1 protein-coding gene is annotated in these 250 nt (G+C 54.0%); it reads left to right on the top strand.

Annotation, left to right across the window (positions count from 1 at the left end; translation table 11 throughout):
* Window positions 1-58: 58 nt before the first annotated feature.
* Window positions 59-250, top strand: a 192-nt coding sequence (locus ACRHNM_RS17550; protein ID WP_431137934.1) for a hypothetical protein, incomplete at its 3' end; no start/stop codon positions are given.

The following is a 250-nucleotide window of genomic DNA, read 5'->3' as shown; positions in this document are numbered from 1 at the left end:
AAGCGAGCCTAGTTAAAGTTATACAGAAAAAAATATTATAGGGTTAAAACAGTATCAGATGACCTCGCGCAACTACGGTAAATCCCTGACGTGCTACAGAAACCACAATTCAGCAAACGCATTCGTTAATGGCGAACTTGTACTTGAAAGCCTGGCGGGGGTCAGTTGGGGGATTCCCTTGGACCACGACCGCCCGCGCGGCGTTCAGCGGCCGCGCATCGGCCACACCCGCTCGACCCGCGTCGCCACC

The organism is Psychroserpens mesophilus (genome assembly GCF_050617655.1).
Taxonomy (GTDB): Bacteria; Bacteroidota; Bacteroidia; order Flavobacteriales; family Flavobacteriaceae; genus Psychroserpens; species Psychroserpens mesophilus_A.
Note: the sequence above shows the minus strand (reverse complement) of the source record. Positions and strands in the feature narration are given on the sequence as shown.